Origin of the sequence: Arthrobacter sp. NicSoilC5 (genome assembly GCF_019977395.1) — a bacterium.
GTDB lineage: Bacteria > Actinomycetota > Actinomycetes > Actinomycetales > Micrococcaceae > Arthrobacter.
The window spans coordinates 1,140,439-1,157,664 of sequence record NZ_AP024660.1 but is presented as its reverse complement, the minus strand read 5'-3'; the positions used below and the strand labels follow the sequence as shown (position 1 = coordinate 1,157,664).

Annotated in this window: 17 protein-coding genes and 1 tRNA gene; 12 read left to right on the top strand and 6 right to left on the bottom strand. The window is 66.4% G+C overall.

Features of this window, described 5'->3' with window-relative positions; translation table 11 throughout:
- Position 1 precedes the first annotated feature (1 nt).
- From LDO22_RS05460 to LDO22_RS05430, 7 genes are all read left to right on the top strand, one after another.
- On the top strand, positions 2–787 hold the full coding sequence (locus LDO22_RS05460; RefSeq protein ID WP_224026393.1) for a ribonuclease HII: 786 nt from the start codon (positions 2–4) through the stop codon (positions 785–787).
- 49 nt (positions 788–836) lie between these two features.
- Complete coding sequence (locus LDO22_RS05455) at positions 837–1,163, top strand: DUF2469 domain-containing protein (RefSeq protein ID WP_159631747.1); 327 nt, start codon at positions 837–839, stop codon at positions 1,161–1,163.
- A 108-nt stretch (positions 1,164–1,271) separates the two neighbouring features.
- On the top strand, positions 1,272–1,628 hold the full coding sequence (locus LDO22_RS05450; RefSeq protein WP_159631748.1) for a YraN family protein: 357 nt from the start codon (positions 1,272–1,274) through the stop codon (positions 1,626–1,628).
- A complete protein-coding gene (locus LDO22_RS05445; RefSeq protein ID WP_224026392.1) occupies positions 1,628–3,172 on the top strand; it encodes a YifB family Mg chelatase-like AAA ATPase in 1,545 nt (514 codons plus the stop codon). The genes LDO22_RS05450 and LDO22_RS05445 overlap by 1 nt, the downstream gene beginning before the upstream one ends.
- Before the next feature lie 116 nt (positions 3,173–3,288).
- Positions 3,289–4,425, top strand: coding sequence for a DNA-processing protein DprA (gene dprA / locus LDO22_RS05440; RefSeq protein ID WP_224027167.1), 1,137 nt, complete (start codon positions 3,289–3,291; stop codon positions 4,423–4,425).
- A gap of 46 nt (positions 4,426–4,471) precedes the next feature.
- Positions 4,472–5,398 (top strand): tyrosine recombinase XerC, encoded by a 927-nt coding sequence (locus LDO22_RS05435; RefSeq protein WP_224026391.1) that lies wholly within the window; start codon positions 4,472–4,474, stop codon positions 5,396–5,398.
- A gap of 241 nt (positions 5,399–5,639) precedes the next feature.
- Complete coding sequence (locus LDO22_RS05430; protein WP_159631751.1) at positions 5,640–6,143, top strand: DUF3145 domain-containing protein; 504 nt, start codon at positions 5,640–5,642, stop codon at positions 6,141–6,143.
- Between the two features lie 117 nt (positions 6,144–6,260).
- On the opposite strand, the gene fabF is transcribed toward LDO22_RS05430, so the two are convergent.
- The 6 genes from fabF to aceE all read right to left on the bottom strand — a co-directional run bounded on the left by fabF (position 6,261) and on the right by aceE (position 14,243).
- On the bottom strand, positions 6,261–7,496 hold the full coding sequence (gene fabF, locus LDO22_RS05425) for a beta-ketoacyl-ACP synthase II (RefSeq protein ID WP_224026390.1): 1,236 nt from the start codon (positions 7,494–7,496) through the stop codon (positions 6,261–6,263).
- Positions 7,497–7,670: 174 nt separating this feature from the next.
- Positions 7,671–7,916, bottom strand: a complete 246-nt coding sequence (locus tag LDO22_RS05420; protein ID WP_009359314.1) for an acyl carrier protein — start codon at positions 7,914–7,916, stop codon at positions 7,671–7,673.
- 77 nt (positions 7,917–7,993) lie between these two features.
- The gene (locus tag LDO22_RS05415; RefSeq protein WP_224026389.1) at positions 7,994–9,055 is read right to left on the bottom strand and encodes a beta-ketoacyl-ACP synthase III; all 1,062 of its coding nucleotides are present in this window, start codon (positions 9,053–9,055) and stop codon (positions 7,994–7,996) included.
- Positions 9,052–9,981, bottom strand: coding sequence for an ACP S-malonyltransferase (locus tag LDO22_RS05410; RefSeq protein ID WP_224026388.1), 930 nt, complete (start codon positions 9,979–9,981; stop codon positions 9,052–9,054). The genes LDO22_RS05415 and LDO22_RS05410 overlap by 4 nt, the downstream gene beginning before the upstream one ends.
- Positions 9,982–10,069: 88 nt before the next feature.
- Positions 10,070–11,314 (bottom strand): helix-turn-helix domain-containing protein, encoded by a 1,245-nt coding sequence (locus LDO22_RS05405; protein ID WP_224026387.1) that lies wholly within the window; start codon positions 11,312–11,314, stop codon positions 10,070–10,072.
- Positions 11,315–11,501: 187 nt separating this feature from the next.
- Positions 11,502–14,243, bottom strand: coding sequence for a pyruvate dehydrogenase (acetyl-transferring), homodimeric type (aceE, locus tag LDO22_RS05400; RefSeq protein ID WP_224026386.1), 2,742 nt, complete (start codon positions 14,241–14,243; stop codon positions 11,502–11,504).
- Positions 14,244–14,669: 426 nt separating this feature from the next.
- Here aceE and LDO22_RS05395 point away from each other — a divergent pair, with 426 nt between their 5' ends.
- The 5 genes from LDO22_RS05395 to LDO22_RS05375 all read left to right on the top strand — a co-directional run bounded on the left by LDO22_RS05395 (position 14,670) and on the right by LDO22_RS05375 (position 17,073).
- Positions 14,670–15,089 carry a DUF3052 domain-containing protein gene (locus LDO22_RS05395; RefSeq protein WP_141160169.1) on the top strand — a complete coding sequence of 140 codons (420 nt, stop codon included), beginning with the start codon at positions 14,670–14,672 and terminating at the stop codon, positions 15,087–15,089.
- A complete protein-coding gene (locus tag LDO22_RS05390; protein WP_224026385.1) occupies positions 15,086–15,580 on the top strand; it encodes a peroxiredoxin in 495 nt (164 codons plus the stop codon). Before LDO22_RS05395 ends, LDO22_RS05390 begins: the two co-directional genes overlap by 4 nt.
- Before the next feature lie 6 nt (positions 15,581–15,586).
- On the top strand, positions 15,587–16,507 hold the full coding sequence (locus LDO22_RS05385; RefSeq protein WP_224026384.1) for an NAD-dependent protein deacetylase: 921 nt from the start codon (positions 15,587–15,589) through the stop codon (positions 16,505–16,507).
- A 97-nt stretch (positions 16,508–16,604) separates the two neighbouring features.
- Positions 16,605–16,680 (top strand) — tRNA-Val (locus LDO22_RS05380).
- Positions 16,681–16,782: 102 nt separating this feature from the next.
- On the top strand, positions 16,783–17,073 hold the full coding sequence (locus tag LDO22_RS05375; RefSeq protein WP_159631757.1) for a hypothetical protein: 291 nt from the start codon (positions 16,783–16,785) through the stop codon (positions 17,071–17,073).
- The last annotated feature ends 153 nt before the right edge of the window (positions 17,074–17,226 follow it).

Genomic DNA, 17,226 nt, shown 5'->3' with positions numbered 1-17,226 from the left:
CATGTCTTCCGCAGTACAGGCCTCCCCGGCCGCCACGTCCCGTCCCGCCACCAAGCCCGCGCCCCGCGGAGCCAAGGCGCCGACGCTGCGGCACGAGCGAACCTTCAAGGCACAGGGGATACGGTTCCTGGCAGGCGTTGACGAGGTTGGCCGCGGTGCCCTCGCGGGCCCTGTCAGCGTGGGAATCGCCGTCGTGGACCTGGAGCGCCAAAAACCGCTTGCCGGCGTGCGGGACAGCAAACTCCTGAGCCCGGCTGAACGGGAACGGCTGGATCCGCTGGTGCGGCGCTGGAGCGTCGCATCCGCGGTGGGGCACGCCACCGCCGGCGAGATCGATTCGCTCGGCATCATCGCGGCCCTGCGGCTGGCCGGAACCCGGGCCTGGGGGAGCATCCTCGGTTCAGGCATTGTCCCGGAAGCGGTCCTGCTGGATGGAAGCCACAACTGGCTTTCCCCGGCGGAGCAGCTGTCCCTGTTCGACCAGCCCGTCCTGGAGGCCGCGTGCGAGGCCCCGGTCCACACCAAGGTCAAGGCCGACATGCAGTGCCTCAGCGTGGCCGCCGCAAGCGTCATCGCCAAGGTGGAGCGGGACCGGATGATGCGCGAACTGCACACCGAGTACCCGGACTATGGCTGGGACATCAACAAGGGTTATGCCACGGCAGCCCATCGGAACGTGCTTCGCGCAGCGGGACCCACCCCCTACCACCGGGTCAGCTGGCGGCTCCTCGGCGGGGAACTGCAGGCCGCGGAGGTCCCCGACGGGGACGGGCCCTACGGAGACTGACTCCCGCCGCCCGGCGCCAGCCGTGCCGGACATGGTGCAAGATGGAAGCATGAGTGCTGAGGATCTTGAGAACTATGAAACCGACATGGAGCTTCAGCTCTATCGTGAATACCGCGACGTGGTCGGTCTGTTCAGCTACGTTGTCGAGACCGAGCGGCGCTTCTACCTGGCCAACCACGTTGACCTCCAGGCCCGCAGCGCTGACGGCGAGGTCTACTTCGACCTGACCCTGCAGGACGCCTGGGTCTGGGACGTCTACCGTTCAGCCCGCTTCGTCAAGAGCGTCAGGGTCCTGACGTTCAAGGACGTCAACGTCGAGGAACTGCCCCGCAACGAGGACCTGGCGTTGCCCAAGGACGTGGACCTGGGGAACTAGACACCCCGGAATTCCCGACTTTCCCTCCACACCGGCCCCTGTCCACATAGGACAGGGGCCTTCTGTTCTCCGCTTGCCTCCGCCGCCAGGCTGGTTGCGGAGGTAGAAATGAAATCGAAAGACCTGTTGGGCAGGCACGGCGAAGACCTCGCCGTGGGGTACCTTGAATCGCTGGGCATGCTGGTGGTGGAGCGCAACTGGAGGTGCGCCGGGGGCGAGATCGACATCGTTGCCCTGGACGGTGACGCGCTGGTCATCGCTGAAGTCAAAACCCGCCGCTCCCTGGATTACGGCCACCCGTTTGAGGCGGTGGGTCCGGAAAAACTGGCGCGGCTGCACCGGCTTGGCGCCGCGTGGTGCCGCGACCGCGAGCTGCGGATGCCGCTGCGGCGTGTGGACGTTGTGGCGGTGCTGGACGACGGCGGCGGGGAACCCCTGGTGGAACACCTCAAGGGGGTGGGGTGATGGCGCTGGGCCGGACCTATTCCGTCGCCCTCGTAGGGCTCAATGGCTACATGGTTGAGGTGGAAGCGGACATCGGCCAGACGCTGCCCGCTTTCGTCCTCCTGGGATTGCCGGATGCCTCCCTCAACGAGGCCAAGGAGCGCATCCGCTCAGCCGCCAAGAACTCCGGGATCCCGCTCAGCCGCCGGAAGATCACCGCCAACCTCATTCCCGCCTCACTTCCCAAGCGCGGTTCCGGCTTCGACCTTGCCGTCACCATGGCCGTACTCCGGGCCGCGAACGACATCAAGCCCACGGGGCGCAGTGTCTTCATCGCGGAACTGGGGCTCGATGGCAGGCTCCGCCCCGTGCGCGGAATCCTGCCGGCCGTCATGGCGTCGGTGCAGGCCGGCTATCCCGAAGTCGTGGTGGCGCAGGCCAATCTCGCCGAGGCCTCCCTTGTCCCGGGTGCCGTGGTGCGTGGATACCGCACGCTTGCCCGGCTCGCCCTCGACTTCGGGGCAGATCCGCAGGAACTTGCCCTGGACTTCGAACCCGATGACGCGGATGGGGGCGGCGACGGGCCCGCCCTTCCCGGCCCGTCTCCCGACATGGCAGATGTCTCCGGCCAGGGCGACGCCCGCAAAGCCCTGGAGGTGGCCGCCGCGGGTGCCCACCATCTGCTGCTCACCGGGCCGCCGGGCGCCGGCAAGACGATGCTGGCGGAGCGGCTGCCCGGTCTTTTACCCGACCTTGGCGACCATGAGTCCATGGAGGTCACGGCCATCCATTCGCTGTGCGGCCTCCCGTCGTCCACCGTGCAGCTCCTGCGCCGGCCGCCCTTCGAGAACCCGCACCACTCCGCCACCGCTGCAGCCATCATCGGCGGCGGGTCGGGCCTGCCCAGGCCTGGAGCGGCATCCCGTGCGCACCGGGGCGTGCTCTTCCTGGACGAGGCGCCGGAATACGAGCGGCGCGTCCTGGACGCGCTGCGGCAGCCCCTGGAGAGCGGGGAACTGGTGATTCACCGATCCGCCGGGACTGCGGCGTACCCGGCCCGGTTCCAGCTGGTGCTTGCAGCTAATCCCTGCCCGTGCGGCAAGGCCTCCGGCAAAGGGCTGGACTGCACCTGCACTCCCGTGATGCGCCGCCGCTACCTTGCCAGAATGTCCGGGCCCCTGCTGGACCGAGTGGACATCCAGCTCCAGGTGGAGCGGGTTTCCCTGGCTGACTTCGGCCAGGCAGGGGCCGAGGAGGACACCGCTTCCGTGGCGGACCGGGTGCGGGGTGCCCGTGCGCGGCAGGCGGATCGCCTGCGATGCTTCGGGCTTGAGACGAACTCCCAGGTACCGGGGCGAATCCTCCGCGGTGACCTGCGGCTCGCGCCGGCAGCAACCCGGATCCTGGACCAGTCCCTTGAGCGCGGCATCCTGACCGCCCGCGGGTACGACCGCGTCCTTCGGCTCGCCTGGACCCTGGCGGACCTGGGTCGCCGGGATACGCCGGACACCAACGACATCGGACAGGCACTGGGCCTGCGGCAGGCTACGGCGGCCGCGGCATGACAAGCCTCCAGGAACGGAACGAACCAAAGGAACTGCGGGTGGACAAGGAACGGGTCGTGGAAAAGACGCGAAGCATTGATAAGGAACGGCTGGCCCGGGCCGCCCTCTCACGGCTGATGGAACCCCAGGACGCGGCGGGCCTTGCCCTCGTTCGGACTGCGGGGGCAACAGACGCCCTGCTCATCGCTACCGGACAGGTGTCGGCCGGCCCTGGCCTTGAGCGGGAAATCACCGCATTGCTGGCGGACACCGCGGCGGCCGGCAGTTGGGCCGGCCTTGCCGCAGCGTTGAAGCGGTGGCAGCCACGGATCCCTGACCTCGCACCCGAACGTGACCTTGCCACCATGGCCCGGCTGGGCGGCCGCATCATCATCCCGGGCGACGAACTATGGCCGGCCCAGGTCGCAGACCTGGGCATCCAGGAGCCCATCTGCCTCTGGTGGCGGGGAGAGGAACAGCCATTGCCCGCACTGGATAAATCCATCGCCCTGGTGGGGTCCCGGGACAGCACGAGCTACGGAGCGGCGGTCACAGGCGACCTGGCCTACTCGCTGGCGCAGCGGGGCTTCACGGTCGTTTCGGGAGGAGCCTACGGCATCGACGCCCATGCGCACCGGGCAGCCCTCGCCGGCAGCTCCACGGCGGTACCAACGGTCGCCGTCATGGCCGGGGGAGTGGACAGGTTCTATCCGTCCGGCAATGAGGACCTGCTGCGCGCCGTGGCCAACCAGGGAGCCGTCCTGGCCGAGGTGCCACCGGGATCGGCCCCCACCCGCTACCGGTTCCTGCAGCGGAACAGGCTGATTGCCGCCCTCTCCGCGGTGACGGTGGTGGTCGAGGCCCGCTGGCGTTCGGGAGCTCTTAATACGGCCCACCACGCCGAGACCCTGGGCCGTGCGGTTGGTGCCGTTCCCGGATCAGTCCACAGCGCCAACTCCGCCGGCTGCCACCGTCTTCTGCGGGACGGAGGGGCGGTCTGCGTCACCGATGCGGCGGAGGTGGCTGAACTTGCCTCGCCCAGCGGAACTGCCCTGCCAGGGCAACGGACTACGGAAGCGGCAGTCCAGGACGGCCTGACCCTGGAGGACTTGATCCTGCTGGACGCACTGCCGCTTCGCTCCACCACATCCGTGGAAAAGCTCTCCGCCGTGGCCGGCCTGGGACAGGACTCGGTGCGGGCCGGACTTGGCAGGCTGGGGCTGCTGGGCCTGGCCGTGTCGGAGCGGGGAGGCTGGAAACGCGGCAAAGGATAGCCGTGTCCGCGCACGGTGCAGGGCCCGCAACTGGGAAAGTAGAGGAGTGGAACATGAAGAACTGCCCGGGGCACTCGGCAAGGCACTGGACGCGTTCGCCGGCTACCTGTCGGGGGAGCGTGCGGTGTCAGGCCACACCAGGCGCGCCTACCTGGGCGACCTGCACAGCCTCCTGGTCCATGCGGCATCGGAAGGCGTGGCAGAACTGAAGGACCTTGAACTGGGAACGTTCCGCCGGTGGCTCGGAAGCCAAAGCTCTGCGGGCGCCTCGCGGGCGACCCTTGCCCGCCGGTCCGCCACGGCGCGGGTCTTTACAGCTTGGGCACTCCGGGAAGAGCTCATCGACACAGATCCCGCCCTTCGCCTGAAGGCACCCAAACGGGAAGGATCCCTGCCGGGGGTGCTTCAGGCGCCGCAGCTCACGCGCCTGCTGGATGGTCTGGAGGCCTCCGCCACGGACGGTGAGCCACTCGCTGTCAGAAACCGCGCCCTGGTGGAACTCCTGTACGCCACGGGCATCCGGGTGGGCGAACTGGCCGGGCTCGATGTCGACGATCTTGACCCTGACCGGCGCACGCTCCGCGTGATCGGCAAGGGCAACAAGGAACGCACAGTTCCCTTCGGCGTTCCCGCTGCCGTGGCGGTCGACGACTGGCTTCGGCGGGGGCGTCCGGCGCTGGCGAAAGGCAACAGCGGGCCTGCCCTTTTTCTTGGAGCCCGCGGCGGCCGCATTGATCAACGGCAGGTCCGTGCCCTGGTCAACACGCTGTTCGCGGCACTGGGCGACACCTCGGCGTCCGGGCCCCACGCGCTGCGGCACTCGGCCGCCACGCATCTGCTTGATGGGGGCGCGGACCTGCGCGCGGTGCAGGAGATCCTGGGCCACAGCAGCCTGGCGACCACCCAGATTTACACCCACGTCTCGGTTGACCGCCTTCGGAAGAGCTATCAGCAGGCGCATCCAAGGGCCTGATCCGGTGTGGCTAATCGCACTGGCGTAATTCTGCGGGGTACGGCACAATAAGAGTCACGTCCGGCAACTTTCAAGTGTCGCTTGAAGCTCCCTGAGCTTTGTGCGGCGCGGCAAGTCCGGACTCAGCTTTATGTGATACATCTGAATACGCGCAGGGAACCACCGCCGCAGAGCAGGGCACGGCAGTTCCATCCAGGCAGAGGTCGTTGGGGAAGACGTACCTATAGCTATGGAGGATGGAATGTCTGTTGCAATGACCCGCGGTGTGCTGTTCGTTCACTCGGCCCCTACGGCGCTGTGCCCCCACGTTGAGTGGGCGGTTGGCGCTGTGGTGGACAAGCGGACGGACCTTGAGTGGACCCCGCAGCCTGCCGCGCCCGGCATGTTCCGGGCCGAGTTGTCCTGGACCGGTACCCCCGGCACGGGAGCCAAACTGGCGTCCTGCCTCCGTGGCTGGGCGCATCTTCGGTATGAGGTGACGGAGGAGCCGAGCCAGGGCGTGGACGGCGGCCGCTGGTCGCACACTCCCGAACTGGGGATTTTCCATGCCGTGACGGACGTCCACGGCAACATCATGGTGTCCGAGGACCGGATCCGTTACGCCTATGAGTCCGGCGCCGGGGACCCGGCTGCGGTGTACCACGAACTCTCGCTGGCCCTCGGGGAAGCCTGGGACGAGGAACTCGAACCGTTCCGCCACGCTGCCGAAGGCGCCCCGGTGCGCTGGCTCCACCAGGTGGGCTGACCGCCGTCGTCCGTCCCCGGTGACCTGGGGTACTGCAACACTTCCATAGCAAAAAAGGGAGGCCCCGCCAGTTGGCGGGGCCTCCCTTGCGTTTCCGGGGCGCTTCCCCGGCAATGCCTAGACGCTGCGGATTGCCACGACGGCGTTGTGGCCGCCGAACCCAAACGAGTTGCTCAGCGCCACGATATTGCCGGCAGGCAGGTCGCGGGCGGAGGTGACAACGTCGAGCGGGATCTCCGGATCCTGGTTCTCAAGGTTGATGGTGACCGGTGCCTTGCGCTCATGGACGGCCAGCACGGTGAGGACAGCCTCCACCGCGCCGGACGCGCCCAGGAGGTGGCCCATCTGCGACTTGGTGGCGGAAACGGCCACATTGTCCACGTGGTTGCCCAAGGCGGCACGCAGGGCCGTGTACTCCGGCTTGTCACCAACAGGAGTGGAGGTTGCGTGGGCGTTGACGTGAACCACGTCTTCAGCCTGGATGCGGCCATCAAACATGGCAGCCTTGAGTGCACGGGTGGCACCCAGACCTTCGGGGTCCGGTGCGGTGATGTGGTAGGCGTCGGCGGTGACGGACGTGCCGGCAAGTTCGGCGTAAATGCGGGCGCCGCGCGCCAGGGCGTGCTCCTCGGCTTCGAGGACAAGGGCGCCGGCACCTTCGCCCATGACAAAGCCGTCACGTGCGGTGTCGTACGGGCGGGAGGCGCGCTGCGGATCGTCGTTCCGGCGGGAGAGTGCCTGCATGGAGGCGAAGGCCGCCAGCGGCATGGGGTGAATGGCGGCTTCTGCTCCACCGCACATCACCACGTCTGCCTTGCCCGAGCGGATGAGTTCCAGGCCCAGGTGCATGGCCTCCGTCCCGGAAGCGCAAGCGGAGACGGGGGTGTGGGCGCCGGCGCGGGCGCCGAGGTCCAGGCTGACGGCTGCGGCAACGCCGTTGGGCATCAGCATGGGGACGGTCATGGGCAGGACCCGGCGGGGGCCCTTTTCCTTCAGGGTGTCCCAGGCGTCCAGGAGGGTCCAGACGCCACCAATGCCGGTGGCGAAGGCGACTGCCAGCCGGTCCTGGTCGATTTCCGTGATGCCGGAATCGGCCCAGGCTTCCCGGGCAGCGATGACGCCGAACTGGGTGGAGGGGTCCATCCGCTTTGCTTCAACACGGCTGAGCACGTCCAGTGCCGGGGTGCTGCAGCGGGCGGCGAAGTGGACGGGGAGCTCGTACTTGGCTACCCAGTCGTCCTCGAGGGTGCGGGCACCGGAGACCCCTTTAAGGGCGTTGTTCCACATCGTGGGTACATCGCCGCCGATGGGCGTGGTGGCACCCAGACCGGTAATGACTACTTTGCGCGTCATGGGATCACTCTTTCGTCGGTGGGGAGTCCGTCTGCGCCTGTCGCAGGGTCCCGCACATGTTGATGATCGGCCAGTCCCGGTCGGGGTTCTGCCCGGATAAATGCGGCGGGCTGCCGGTCCGGTCAGTCCGGACCGGCAGCCCTGCCAAGCCGTGAGACGGCGGAAAGCCTGTTATTAGGCCTGTGCTCCGGCAATGAAGCTGACGGCGTCGCCAACGGTCTTGAGGTTCTTGACCTCTTCGTCGGGGATGCGCACGCCGAACTTCTCTTCAGCGTTGACCACGATGGTCATCATGGAGATGGAGTCGATGTCCAGGTCCTCGGTGAAGGACTTGTCCAGCTCGACGGCCTCCGGGGCCAGGCCGGTTTCTTCGTTGACGATTTCAGCCAAGCCGGCCAGGATCTCTTCGTTGCTAGCCATTGGTGGCTCCTTTTCTTGTATTGCCGGCAGGGGCTGCCGGAAACGGTCCGGGCCGCGGTTGCGACCCTTGGGCGTATCTAGGGAAGGACAACTACCTGTGCGCCGAAGACCAGTCCGGCACCGAAACCGATCTGCAGGGCCAGCCCGCCGCTCAGTCCGGGGTTCTCCTGCAGGAGCCGGTGGGTTGCGAGCGGGATGGAGGCAGCGGACGTGTTGCCGGCCTCGGCAATGTCCCGTGCCACTGTAACCGTCTCGGGCAGCTTCAGCTTCTTCACCATCTCGTCGATGATGCGCATGTTGGCCTGGTGGGGGATGAAGGCCACCAGGTCTTCCGCCTGGATCCCGGCGGCATCGAGTGCCTGCTGGGCCACTTTGGCCATCTCCCACACGGCCCAGCGGAACACGGTCTGTCCGTCCTGGCGAAGGGTGGGGTACAGCTCCTGGGCTTCTTCCAGCAGTGCGAGATCGCCCGTGGAGTCCGACTGGCGGGCAGCCAGGCCGAGGTCGCGGACGTCAAGCATGGAGCGCGTCATGCCGATGGCGTCCCACCTGCTGCCGTCCGAGCCCCACACGGACGGGGCAATGCCCGGCGTGTCGGAAGGGCCTATGACGACGGCGCCCGCGCCGTCGCCGAGGAGGAAGGAGATGGTGCGTTCCCGGTTGTCGATGACGTCGGAGAGCTTCTCCGCACCGACCACGAGGACGTACTTCGCGGTGCCGGACCGGACCAGCGCGTCGGCCTGGGCAATGCCGTAGCAGTAACCGGCGCACGCAGCGGAGATATCGAAGGCAGGGGCCGGAGTGGCACCGATGCGGTCGGCCAGGCTGGCCGCGGCGGAGGGAGTGGCGTAGGGGTGGGTCACGGTGGACACAATGACTGCACCGAGTTCAGAGGCTTCAATGCCTGCCTTCGCCATGGCTTCACGGGCTGCGCCTTCGGCCATATCGATCACGCTGACGTCGGCCGCGGCACGGTGGCGGGTCACGATGCCCGTGCGCTGGCGGATCCATTCGTCGGAGGAATCAATCCACTGGCAAACATCTTCGTTGGTGACGATGACGTCCGGCCGGTAGGCGCCGAGGCCGAGGATGCGGGTGTGCTCCTGGATGGGAGCCTGTTTCAGCGTGGGAACGCTCATGCGTTGCCCTCCAGTTCTGCGAAGAGCGCCAGTGCGGCGGACAGGTCATCGGGGGTTTTGACGGCAACGGTCTTGACGCCGGGCATGCCGCGCTTGGCCAGGCCCGCCAGCGTGCCGGCAGGCGCGAGTTCGATCACGCCGGTAACACCGCGCTTCACCATGGTTTCCATGCACAGGTCCCAGCGGACCGGCCGGGAAACCTGGGCGATCAGGCTTGCGACGGCGGCACCACCGTCGGTGACTTCGCCGCCGTCGTAATTCGACAGGAGGGGCACCTTGGGGGCAACCGGGTTCAAGGTGGGTTCCAGCGCCTTGAGCGCATCGACGGCGGGCGACATGTGGCTGGTGTGGAACGCGCCGGCCACCTTGAGCGGGATGACCCGGGCTTTGGCCGGAGGGTTGTCGGCAAGGGCCTTCAGCTGTTCGAAGGTTCCTGCCGCCACCGTCTGGCCGGCACCGTTGACGTTGGCGGGGGCAGCGCCGGCGGCTTCAATGGCGGCCAGCACCTCGGCGGGGTCGCCGCCGACGACGGCGCTCATGCCGGTGGGGGTGACGGCTGCCGCGGCGGCCATGCTGTTGGCCCGTTCACGGACGAACGTCATGGCTTCCTGTTCGGTCAGCACACCGGCCAGGGCTGCTGCGGTGATCTCACCCACGGAATGGCCGGCGAGGATCACCGGGAGGGAGTTGAGTTCCACGTCGAAGAGGGAAGCCGCGGCGACAAGCCCGGCAGCAACGATCAGGGGCTGCGCCACGGCAGTGTCCTTGATGGTTTCCTCATCGGAGGTGGTTCCGTGGGCTATCAGGTCGATGCCTGCGATGTCACTCAGGGAGGCCAGCTGGCCTGCCACCGAGGGAAGTTCCAGCCAGGGGGCAAGAAAACCCGGGGTCTGTGAGCCCTGTCCAGGGCAGACTATTGCAAGCACGTAACCAGCTTTCCAAATTACTGTGTGATCCAGCGGTGTTTCTCCGCACCAAGCTCACGGGGTCAGGTTGTAGGAAGTCTACAATGCCTCAGGCCTGGTTCCGGGACGCCTGGCGCTCCGTGGCGGCCTTCGGCGGCGCCGAAAGGCGGCCCACCACCAGTGCTGCCTGCAGCACGAATGCCTCCCGCGGCAGCAGCGGGTCCCAGCCTGTAACATCGCAGACCCGCTTCAGCCGGTAGCGCACCGTGTTGGCATGGACGAAGAGTTCCCGGGCCGTGGCCTCCAGCGAGTGGCCCAGTTCCAGGTAGGTTCCCAGGGTTTCCACCAGCCCGTTGGAGGCGGCCAGGAGCGGCCGGTAGATGTTCTTAACGAGTGAGCGCCGGGCAGCGTCATCCCCGGAAATCACCCGCTCCGGCAACAGGTCGTCCGCGGCCACCGGACGCGGCGCAGACGGCCACGCCCGGGCTGCCGTCAATCCGGCGAAGGCGGATTGGGCGGATCCGCTGGCCTCCAGCAGCGAACTGGCCTCGGGTCCATAGACCACCGGCCCGGGGGCGAACATGTCGCTCAGCTTCACATAGGCGGTTTCGCGGTCCTGCACCCCGCCGAGGATGAGGATCAGCCGGTCGCCCTGGATGCCCACCAGCGCGTCCTCGGCATAACGGCCGGCCATCCGACGCAGTTCACTGACATAGCTGGCGCTGGGCTCAGACGGGGAGTTGCCCACCATGACGGTGAAGCGCTCCTGCGCCTTCCAGCCCAGCGCGGCGATACGGGAGCGCAGGGCGTCCGTGTTTTCGCCGCGCAGGATCGCATCCACAATCAAAGCTTCCAGCCGGGTGTCCCAGGAGCCGCGGGACTCGGCGGCGCGGGCGTAGACGTCCGCGGCAGCGAATGCGACTTCCCGCGAATAGCGCAGCACGGCCTCCCGCAGGGATGGCTGGTCGGCCTCGGGCGCAATGACGGGAACCTGGTCCTCCACCACCTCCACCACGATCCTGATCAGCTGCAGCGCTTTCTGCAGGCTGATGGAACGGGTCAGCTCCGTAGGTGCCGTCCCGAAAACGTCGGTCAGGATCCACGACGGTGAGCTGGGCCGTTCGTACCAGGTGACAAAGGCTGCAATACCGTTTTGCGCCACCATCCCGAGTGCGGAACGCTCGTCTGCACTGAGCCGGCTGTACCAGGGGAGGGACTGCTCGAGCTTGCGCATGGTGGTGGTGGACAGCTGGCCCACGTTGGCGCGGAGCTGCTTTAGGGTTTCGGACTTCTCCGGCGTGACCTTCGGCGGCGAGGGTTTCCGCTTCGAGGACTGGCTGGCTGGTGCTGGCATTCTCTGAGCATACGGCCACCGCCGCGCAAGCTCCATTTGTGCGAAGGCTACAACGCGCCTTGCGCTGCGTCACAGCCTCCGTCACCTGCCGGCGGCTTACCCCGGGACAGAACGACGGCGGCCCTCACCTTGTGGGGTGAGGGCCGCCGTCGTGTAGCGCTGCTGGTTCCGATGTCCAGCCGGAAGGCTAGGCTTCGCCTCCGGCGTTGCCGGTGGTGCCGGCGTTGACGTTGAGCAGCTTGTACTTCTCGATCGCCTTCACCGGGGCGTCGACATCCACCTCGCCGCGGCGCGCCAGCATTTCAAGGGCACGGACCACGATGGAGTGGGTGTCGTTCTTGAAGAAGCGGCGGGCTGCTGCGCGGGTGTCGGAGAAGCCGAAGCCGTCGGCGCCGAGGGTGGCGTATTCGTTGGGGACGAATTGCCGGATCTGGTCGGGGACGGCTTTCATGTAGTCGGAGACGGCGACGATGGGGCCGGTGGCGCCTTCGAGTTGCTGGGTGACGAACGGGACGCGGGCGGGTTGGCCGGGGTTGAGGAAGGCTTCCTCTTCGGCGGCGAGGCCGTCGCGGCGCAGTTCGTTCCAGGAGGTCACGGACCAGACGTCGGCGGAGACGTTCCAGTCATCAGCCAGCACGCGCTGGGCTTCGATGGCCCAGGGCACGGAGACGCCGGAGGCAAGGATCTGGGTGCGGGGACCGTCGATCTTGGCCGGGGCGAGCAGGTAGATGCCCTTGATGACGCCTTCGACGTCGAGGTTCTCCGGTTCTGCGGGCTGGATGATGGGTTCGTTGTACACCGTGAGGTAGTACATGACGTTCTTGTCCGTCGAATCCGCACCGTACATCCGTTCCAGGCCGGAGCGCATGATGTGTCCGATTTCGTAGCCGTAGGCGGGGTCGTAGGTGAGGACGGCGGGGTTGGTGGAGGCCAGCAGGGGGGAGTGTCCGTCGGCGTGCTGGAGGCCTTCGCCGGTGAGGGTGGTCCGTCCTGCGGTGGCGCCGATGATGAAGCCGCGGGTCATCTGGTCTCCGGCGGCCCAGAAGGCGTCGCCGGTGCGCTGGAAGCCGAACATGGAGTAGAACACGTAGACCGGGACCAGGGGTACGCCGTGGGTGGCGTAAGAGGTTCCGGCGGCGGTGAAGGCTGCCACGGCGCCGGCTTCGTTGATGCCGGGGTGGATCAGCTGGCCGGCGGGGGATTCCTTGTAGGCCAGGACGAGGTCCCGGTCCACCGACAGGTAGTTCTGCCCCTTGGGGTTGTAGATCTTCGCCGTCGGGAAGAACGCGTCCATGCCGAACGTGCGGGCTTCGTCCGGGATGATCGGGGCGATGTGCTTGCCGAAGTTCTTATCCCGCATCAGGTCCTTCAGGAGCCTGACGAACGCCATGGTGGTCGCGGCCTGCTGCTTGCCCGAACCGCGCTTGGCCACCTCGTAGGACTTGGCCTCCGGCAGCACGATCTCGGCGTGGGTGTCGCGGCGCTCCGGGACGGATCCGCCCAGGGCCGCCCGGCGCTCCATCATGTACTTGATTTCCGGGGCGTCGTTACCGGGGTGGTAGTACGGCGGCCGGTAGGAGTCCTTCTCCAGCTGCTCGTCGGTGACCGGGATCCGCAGGTGGTCGCGGAACTTCTTCAGGTCATCGAGGGTGAGCTTCTTCATCTGGTGGGTCGCGTTGCGGCCCTCGAAGTGCGGGCCCAGGCCGTAGCCCTTGACGGTGTGGGCGAGGATGACGGTGGGTTTGCCCTTGAATTCGGTGGCGGCCTTGTATGCGGCGTAGACCTTGCGGTAGTCGTGGCCGCCGCGTTTGAGGTTCCAGATCTGGTCATCGGTGAGGTCCGCGACGAGGTCCTTGGTCTGCGGGGTCTTGCCGAAGAAGTGTTCGCGGACGAACCCGCCGGACTCTGCCTTGTAGGTCTGGTAGTCGCCGTCGACGGTTTCGTTCATGATCTTTACCAGGGACCCGTCGGTGTCGCGGGTGAGCAGGTCATCCCACTCCCGTCCCCAGACGACCTTGATCACGTTCCAGCCCGCGCCGCGGAAGAACGCTTCGAGTTCCTGCATGATCTTGCCGTTGCCGCGCACCGGGCCGTCCAGGCGCTGGAGGTTGCAGTTGATCACGAAGTTCAGGTTGTCCAGGTTCTCGTTCGCTGCCAGCTGCAGCAGGCCCCGGGACTCGGGCTCGTCCATTTCACCATCGCCCAGGAACGCCCAGACCTGCTGGTCCGAGGTGTCTTTCAGGCCCCGGTTGTGCAGGTAGCGGTTGTTCTGGGCCTGGTAGATCGCGTTCATCGGCCCGATGCCCATGGACACGGTGGGGAATTCCCAGAACTGCGGCATCAGGCGCGGGTGCGGGTAGGAGGACAGGGCGTGGCCCTCGCGGGACTTTTCCTGCCGGAACCCGTCCAGGTCTTCCTCGGACAGGCGTCCTTCCATGAACGCCCGGGCGTACATGCCGGGGGAGGCGTGGCCCTGGAAGAAGACCTGGTCCCCGCCGCCGGGGTGGTCCTTGCCGCGGAAGAAGTGGTTGAAGCCGACCTCGTACAGGGTCGCGGCCCCGGCGTAGGTGGAGATGTGTCCGCCGACCCCGATATCGGGCCGCTGCGCCCGGTGCACCATGACCGCGGCGTTCCACCGCATGTACGCCCGGTACCGGCGCTCGAACTCCTCGTTGCCCGGGAACGCAGCTTCCTGGTCCACCGGGATCGTGTTCACGTAATCGGTGGTGGTCACCATCGGCACACCCACGCTCTGCGCGCCGGCGCGCTGCAGCAGGCTCCGCATGATGTATTGGGCACGCTCGGTGCCCTGTTCCCTGATCAACGCGTCCAGGGACTCAACCCACTCGGCAGTCTCTTCCGGATCACGATCAGGCAGCTGGTTAGTCAACCCGCTGAGGATATGGGAGGTATCTTCTCCTGCAGCCACGTCCAACCTCTCTTTGCGCGCATGAATCGGCGCACTCAGGCCAGGCAGGGTGACTGCCCGGCGTATATACGCCGTGTGCGACGTATCGGTTACAACAGCCCGGTCATGTGTGCCGGGCAGCTTCCTAGCGCTCCTATGTCTGCACGGAGTCACAAGGTCGTCGTCCGCAGGCATAGTTGTCATCAGCCACTCTAGCCGTCACGGCAAGACGATGCGTAGCTGCGGTCCGGGTGCTGCAGTTGTATTTCGTTCGTCATACTGGTTGTGTGACGAAAAGCCCCTGTGCCGGGGCCGCTGTGGCCCGATGTGACGCAGAATATGCGCAGTCCAGGGGGCGGCAGCTTGAAGCGCAGGCACAAAGGGTGTTGGCTTGGGAGTAATGGAAATCACTATGCACACCGCATATATGAGGTATTGGAGGAACACGTGAGCGAGGCCGACGCCGCCACTTCGGTAAATGTGGCGGAAAAATTGGGTTTCAAAAATGGGGATCTGATTCAGGAGTTCGGTTACGACGACGATGTCGATTTCGACTTGCGTGACGATATTGAGGACCTCACCGGGTCCGAAATGCTTGACGAGGACGACCATGAGGTGGCGGACGCCGTCATCCTTTGGTGGCGCGACGGCGACGGGGACCTGGTGGACAGCCTGATGGATTCCCTCACCACCCTGAGCGAAAACGGCGTTGTCTGGGTGCTCACCCCCAAGTCGGGCCGGGACGGCTACGTTTCGCCGGCGGAAATCCAGGAGGCTGCTCCCACGGCGGGCCTGCATGTCACCACCTCAGCGGGGGTCTCAAAGGACTGGAGCGCCGTCCGCCTGGTCAGCAGGAAGAACAAGTGACGGCAGCGGTTGAGGCCGCGTCTGCAGCTGTTCCTTCGCTGGGCGCCGCAGCTCCCGATTTTGAGCTGGCCAACCAATACGGCGAGCCGGTGAAGCTCTCCTCTTTCCGGGGGCAAAACGTGGCGCTGGTCTTTTACCCCTTTGCGTTTTCGGGTATCTGTACCGGTGAACTTTGCGAAATCCGGGACAACCTGGGCATGTTCGAGTATTCGAATGCGGTTGTCCTGGCCGTGTCCGTGGACAGCAAGTTCAGCCTCCGGGCCTACGCGGCGCAGGAGGGCTACACCTTCGACCTTCTGGCTGATTTCTGGCCCCACGGCGCCGTGGCGAATGCCTACGGCGTGTTCGACGCCGGCAGCGGCATGGCGAAGCGGGCCACCTTCATCATTGATGGTGACGGGAGGGTCCGCTACAGCGTGGTGAACCCCCGCGGCCAGGCCCGCGACTTCAGCGAATACCGCGCCGCGCTGGCGGATCTTAAGCAGGCCTGAGGCAGCATGGCTGGGGAACGGCGGGGGACGGGCCTTACCGGCTTCGCCAGCATGCCGCCGGTAGCCCCGGCCCCGCCTTCCGGCAATGACCTCCACGTTCTGGCACGGATCCGGGACCTTCTCGCGGGCGCCCCCTTCGCCCTGTTGACGGGTGCCGGCCTCAGTACCGACTCCGGCATTCCGGATTACCGCGGTCCGGATTCGCCGCCCCGTTCGCCCATGACGTATCAGGAATTCGTCCGGGACGCGGCCAACCGGCAGCGGTACTGGGCCAGGAACCACATCGGCTGGTCCCACATGCGGCATGCAGACCCGAACCAGGGCCACTATTCCGCCGCGGCGCTGGAGCGGCGCGGATACCTCACCGGGCTGATAACCCAGAACGTCGACCGCCTGCACCAGGACGCCGGCAGCGCCAACGTGGTGGATCTCCACGGAAGGTATGACCAGGTGGTTTGCCTGGACTGCCGGCGCACATACTCCCGTCGCCTGCTGGCCGGTGTGTTTGAGGAACTCAACCCCGGCTTCCTGGAGCGGGCAGCGGCCGGCGGACTCGTGGAAATGGCCCCCGACGCTGACGCCACCGTGGAGGACCAGGCCCTCATCAGCAGCTTTGTGGTGGCGGTGTGTCCCGCCTGCGGCGGTACTCTGAAGCCGGATTTCGTCTACTTCGGCGAGAACGTGCCCAAGGACCGCGTGGAGCGCTCGTACGCAATGGTGGACCAGGCTGCGGCGCTGGTGGTTGCCGGGTCGTCGCTGACTGTCATGAGCGGCCTGCGGTTCGTCAGGCACGCCGCCAAGGAATCCAAGCCCGTCGTCATCATCAACCGGGGCGCCACCCGTGGCGATGACAAGGCAACCATCAAGCTGGAAACCGGTGTCAGCCAGGCACTGGATTACCTCGCCGCAGAACTTCCTTCGCTGTAGGCGGGACACTTCTTCCATGGATTCGCGTTTCCGGCCCACAGTCGGGTAGAGTCTATGTTCGTTGGTTACGGCGGAACGGCCGGAAACCACGCGATTTGGGTCTTTAGCTCAGCTGGTAGAGCGCCACGTTTACACCGTGGATGTCATCGGTTCGATCCCGGTAGGACCCACCAGCAAAACCCCCGTTGCCCCCGCCTGATGGCGGAGGCAGCGGGGGTTTTTTTGTTGTGCCGCCCTCCGGCGCCATTGTCAGTGCCTTGCCATAGCTTGCAGGAATGGAACACGTCATAGTGCACACAGACAGCGATGGAATGCCGACGGCGGTGCTGAGCCGGGGAAGGGAATGGGCTGTTGGTGCCGAGCCGGTGAGGTGGTTCGAGCGCGTCAACTGGTGGGAGACCAGCCGCCGGATGCCCAAAGGCAGCAGCGGTGTGGACGTCGAAGTCCTGCAGGTGCAGGTCAGGCTGGGAAACAACTCCAGGTCGGCCCTGACCACCATGTATCTTCAGCGGGACGGGCTGGGCGGCGGCTGGCGGCTGAGGGAACCGGTGGCCGGCGCAGCGTAGGAGGTCAGGCTCCGCGCCTTTGTCCGGGCATTGGAAAACCCTCCACCGCGACTATTGGGGGATGCCGCGGTGGAGGGCCTGGGATGAATATACCGTGAACTCCCGGAAACAAAAAGTCACATGTCGCGGGTATTACACGTTTCTTCCCGGTTC